At 63.2% G+C, this 4,288-nt stretch carries 4 protein-coding genes; 3 read left to right on the top strand and 1 reads right to left on the bottom strand.

Features of this window, described 5'->3' with window-relative positions; translation table 11 throughout:
- The first annotated feature begins 392 nt into the window (after positions 1 to 392).
- The gene (locus ACYVDE_RS15710) at positions 393 to 983 is read left to right on the top strand and encodes a hypothetical protein (RefSeq protein ID WP_460502488.1); all 591 of its coding nucleotides are present in this window, start codon (positions 393 to 395) and stop codon (positions 981 to 983) included.
- Positions 984 to 1,064: 81 nt separating this feature from the next.
- A complete protein-coding gene (locus tag ACYVDE_RS15705; RefSeq protein WP_460502487.1) occupies positions 1,065 to 2,192 on the top strand; it encodes a hypothetical protein in 1,128 nt (375 codons plus the stop codon).
- Between the two features lie 30 nt (positions 2,193 to 2,222).
- Here ACYVDE_RS15705 and ACYVDE_RS15700 read toward each other — a convergent pair whose 3' ends face one another.
- Entirely contained in the window at positions 2,223 to 2,813 is a 591-nt protein-coding gene (locus ACYVDE_RS15700) for an NUDIX domain-containing protein (protein ID WP_460502486.1), read from the bottom strand.
- Between the two features lie 242 nt (positions 2,814 to 3,055).
- Here ACYVDE_RS15700 and ACYVDE_RS15695 point away from each other — a divergent pair.
- Positions 3,056 to 4,288 (top strand): DEAD/DEAH box helicase (locus ACYVDE_RS15695; RefSeq protein WP_460502485.1); only part of this gene is annotated, 1,233 nt, incomplete at its 3' end.

The following is a 4,288-nucleotide window of genomic DNA, read 5'->3' as shown; positions in this document are numbered from 1 at the left end:
GCCCCGGCCGCCGCTCGCCCAGCTCGCCCCCGCCCCCGAAAGCCGAGCGCAGGCTGCCGAGCGTGTGTAGCAGGAAAGCCACCCATAAGGCTAGTTGAAATAACTCGTAAATGAGCCAGCGCCCCAGGCGGCGCAGCCCCGCAAGCAAAGCCGGGAAATGCATAAGATGAAGCAATGAAAACCGGTGAATAATCCTGCTTTCAAAGTTCGCCGTGCTCCATGAAGCCTTTATTACGGCCGGATTATGCTTTCGTCATGCTGGCTCCGGCGCAACTAGTGCAATTTCGGCGGGCGCAGGCCGGTGGAGTTTGCCGGGCATTTCGTTACTTTGTTGGCCCGATTTTTCGTTGGCCTTCCGCTGCATTCTACACCTTCTTATTTCATCCTTACTGATGCATTCGTTACCCCGCCTCGCCCGCCATTTTCTCACCGTCGCGCTGCTGTGTTTGTGCGCCGGCGCCGCCCTGGCCCAGCCCACCGGCAAAGCCGCTAAAGGCCGCAAGCGCTACGCCTTCGCCCAGAAAGACGAGGAGTCGCCCTACGTGAAAAACGTCACCAAAAACACCGAGGAAGACCAGGACGTCGACGGCTCCTTCACCCGCGTGGGCTACCGCACCTACACCGAGATGGTGGCCGAGCTCACCCACCTCAAAAAGCTGCACGACTGGGCCGATACCACCTACCAGCGCCGCGTGGGCCAAGTGCCCCCCGGGGGCGTGCTCGTGGTCACCATTCACCGCCAGGGCCCCAAAAACGCCGACCTCGGCAACCTCACCATCACGGCCACCAATAAGGAAGGCAAAGAAGTTTTCGCCTACACCCCGCCCGCCGGTACCGGGCGCTTCTTCGGCCGCGACCTTTACCAGGCCAAGGCCATCATCCCCTTCCCCAGCATGGCCCCGCAGGAACTCGCCGTGAGCATCCGCGACGCCAAGCTGTACCAGACCTTCGACTACACGCTGGAGATTCCGGCGGCGCAGTAGCCGCGGCCGCTTCTTTTCGCCGCAATGGGGCGACATTCGCGCAGGCGGATGTCGCCCTGTTTGTTTCTACCCATTCTTTCCATGAAGCGCAAATCAGCTCTGGTTCTGGCCATTACGCTGGCAATACTGGTTGCCGCCTTCAGTTGGCCAACCTACCAGTACCCCGCTCCCGCCGAGCTACACAAGAAGGCGCGCTATCTGGAGCGCATCATTAGCCAGCCTGAAGCCGAAACGCCGGAGCTACTCGCGATGGGTAACGCCGAATGGTCCTTGTTCACCATGTCGTATTCGACCTACGCCTTCACCAACATGGCGCAGCTCGACAGCAGCTTCCGCCCCGAAGCGGCCCGCTTCACGGACCTGGCTATTCGGAAAATGCTGACGGGCAGCATTGCGCAGGCCTTCCGCAACCCCAATGCCATCGTGCCCGCCGATTCGGTCGAGTCGGTGCTCTACCTCGGCCACCTTAACCTGATGCTGGGCTGCCACCGACTGCTGAATCCGGCTTCCCCGTTTAAAGCGCTGCACGATTCGTTGTCGGCCACGCTGCACCGCCGGCTCGCCGCCGCGCCCAACCACTGCCTCGAATCTTATCCCGGCGGCGTGTGGGTGCCCGACAACACCGTAGCGCTGGCCTCGCTGCAGCTGCACAGCGACCTCACGGGCAGCCCGTACCGCGCATTTTGCCAACAATGGGCCGCCTACGCCCGCCAGCACCTCACCGACCCCGCCAACGGCCTGCTGCTGTCCAAGCCCGCCACTCGGCACCAGCAAGCCGAAGAGCCCCGCGGCTCGCACCTGGGCTGGAGCATCTACTTTCTGTATCGCTTCGCCCCGGCCCTCGCGGCCGAGCAGTACCGGGGCTACCAGCAGCATTTCAGCACCAATTGGGGCGCTATCCGGCTCTATCGTGAGCGCATCGGCAGCTACGAAACCAGCGAAGGCGACCTCGACAGCGGCCCGCTAATTCTGGGCTACAGTATCCCGGCCAACGCTTTCGCCTTCGGCAACGCCGTGGCCCTGCGCGACTGGCGCAACGCCCAGCGCCTACGCCGCGTCATCCGTTTCGGCAGCCGCGAAATCGAAACACCGAACGAAACGCGCTACGGCGTGCGCTTCGTTGATTTATCTATTAGTCCACTTGCCGAGGCGCTATTGCTACATGCCGAGACGATGACGCCGTGGAAAATGCCATTGTGGCGCAAGTAAAGCAGTTTCTGCGCTGGCATGAAAGCCTATTTACTTCCGCAGCCGCACCCACTGTACGGCAATTATCGTCTTTGCGTCGCGTAGCGGCTCGGCCAGCAGCGCCTCCCAGCTCAGCTCCACCATTTCGATGTGCTCGTTTTCCTCAGCCAGCCCGCCGCCGGCCCCGGGGCGGTGGCTCACTTCGGCGTAGTACAGGGTGATTTCCTCCGAGCTGGTGCCCGGCGAGGGCCAGATGCACACTATCTCCTCCAGCTTATCGATTTCGTAGCCTAGTTCCTCGTGAATCTCGCGGCGCACGGCCGTTTCGGGCGCTTCGCCCGCGTCAATCATGCCGGCCGCGATTTCCAGCAGCGGCGCTTCGGGGCCGATACGGAACTGCCGGGTGAGCACATACACCTGCCGGGCCGTGTCGAACACGAGCGCGGCCACGGCCTTGCCGGGCGCGAACTGCTCGCGCCGGAGTTGGTGCTCGCCGTCCTGAACGATTAGCTGGTTGACTTTGTAGTGGCCATTGAAGACCCGGGTGCGCTCGATAATCTGCATCGTCGGATTTGTGTGTTGTACCTTTGTCGTCATCAGGGCCGCCGTCGGAGCAGCCCGCTGCCCGGCCGCGTCGGGCAAAGCCCCGCGCCTCGGCTGTCTCCGCGAAGTAAGCGCACCTCACGCCAATTCCTCTTCATTCCGGGAATCGGTCGGCCTCCGACGAGCCGCCCACCCTCCCCACGCCCGGCCCTAGCCAGCGTGGCCATGTCCGCCTATGCTACGGCCCAGGCTGAACTACTCATTTCGCAGGCCATTGCCTGCCACCATTTTATCGCGGCACCCCGTTTGCGTTGCCCGGTACGCCCTACTTACCCCTCAACATGACGTTTGACGAGTTAAACCTGATTGACCCCATTCTCAAAGCCCTCAAAGAAGAAGGCTACACCAACCCTACCCCCATCCAGGAGCAGGCCATTCCGCACGTGCTCGAAGGCAAAGACCTGCTCGGCGTAGCCCAGACCGGTACCGGCAAAACGGCCGCCTTCACCGTGCCCATTCTGCAGGTGCTGCACCGCACTGCCCAGGTAGCCAGCCACCCGCGTGGCGCCATCCGCTGCCTCGTGCTCACACCCACCCGCGAGCTGGCCATCCAGATTAACGAAAGCTTCGGTGCCTACGGCCGCCACCTGAGCCAGCTGCGCCACACCGTTATTTTCGGCGGCGTGGGCCAACACCCGCAGGTGCAGGCGCTCAAACGCGGCGTGGAGGTGCTTATCGCCACCCCCGGCCGCCTGCTCGACCTCATGAACCAGGGCTTTGTCGACCTGCGTCAGATTGAGGTGTTCGTGCTCGACGAAGCTGACCGCATGCTCGACATGGGCTTCATCAACGACATCAAGCGCATCCTGCCCAAGCTGCCCGCCAAGCGCCAGACCCTGTTTTTCTCGGCCACCATGCCCGGCCAGATTCAGGAGCTCGCCAGCACCATCCTGCGCCCCAACCCGGTGCGCGTGGCCGTAACGCCCGTATCGAGCACCGCCGATACGGTGACGCAGTCGGTGTACCTCGTCGAAAACAACGACAAGCCCGCCCTGCTCCGTCACATCCTGCAGGATAAGGACATTAAGCGCGTGCTCGTCTTCACCCGCACCAAGCACGGCGCCGATAAAGTGGTGAAAGCCCTCGCCGCCAACTCCATTCCGGCCGAAGCCATCCACGGCAACAAGAGCCAGAACCACCGTCAGCGCGCCCTCTCGAACTTCAAAGCCGGCAGCACCCGCGTGCTGGTGGCTACCGACATCGCCGCCCGCGGCATCGACGTGGATGAGCTGACCCACGTCATCAACTACGAAATCCCCAACGAGCCCGAAACCTACGTGCACCGCATCGGCCGCACCGGCCGGGCCGGCGCGTTCGGCACCGCCTTCTCCTTCGTCGAAGACGAGGAACGCGCCTACCTGCAGGATATCCAGAAGCTCATCAGCCGCCAGATTGACGTGGAGGCCGAGCACCCGTTCGTGTCGGGCCGCATCAAGCCGGTGATGCTGCACGGCAACGAGCGCATCATCCGGCCCAAGGGCCCGGCTGGTCGTCCGGCCCGCTCCGGCCCTCGC

This window comes from Hymenobacter agri (assembly GCF_054778495.1).
This window is presented reverse-complemented; position numbering and strand designations above follow the sequence as displayed.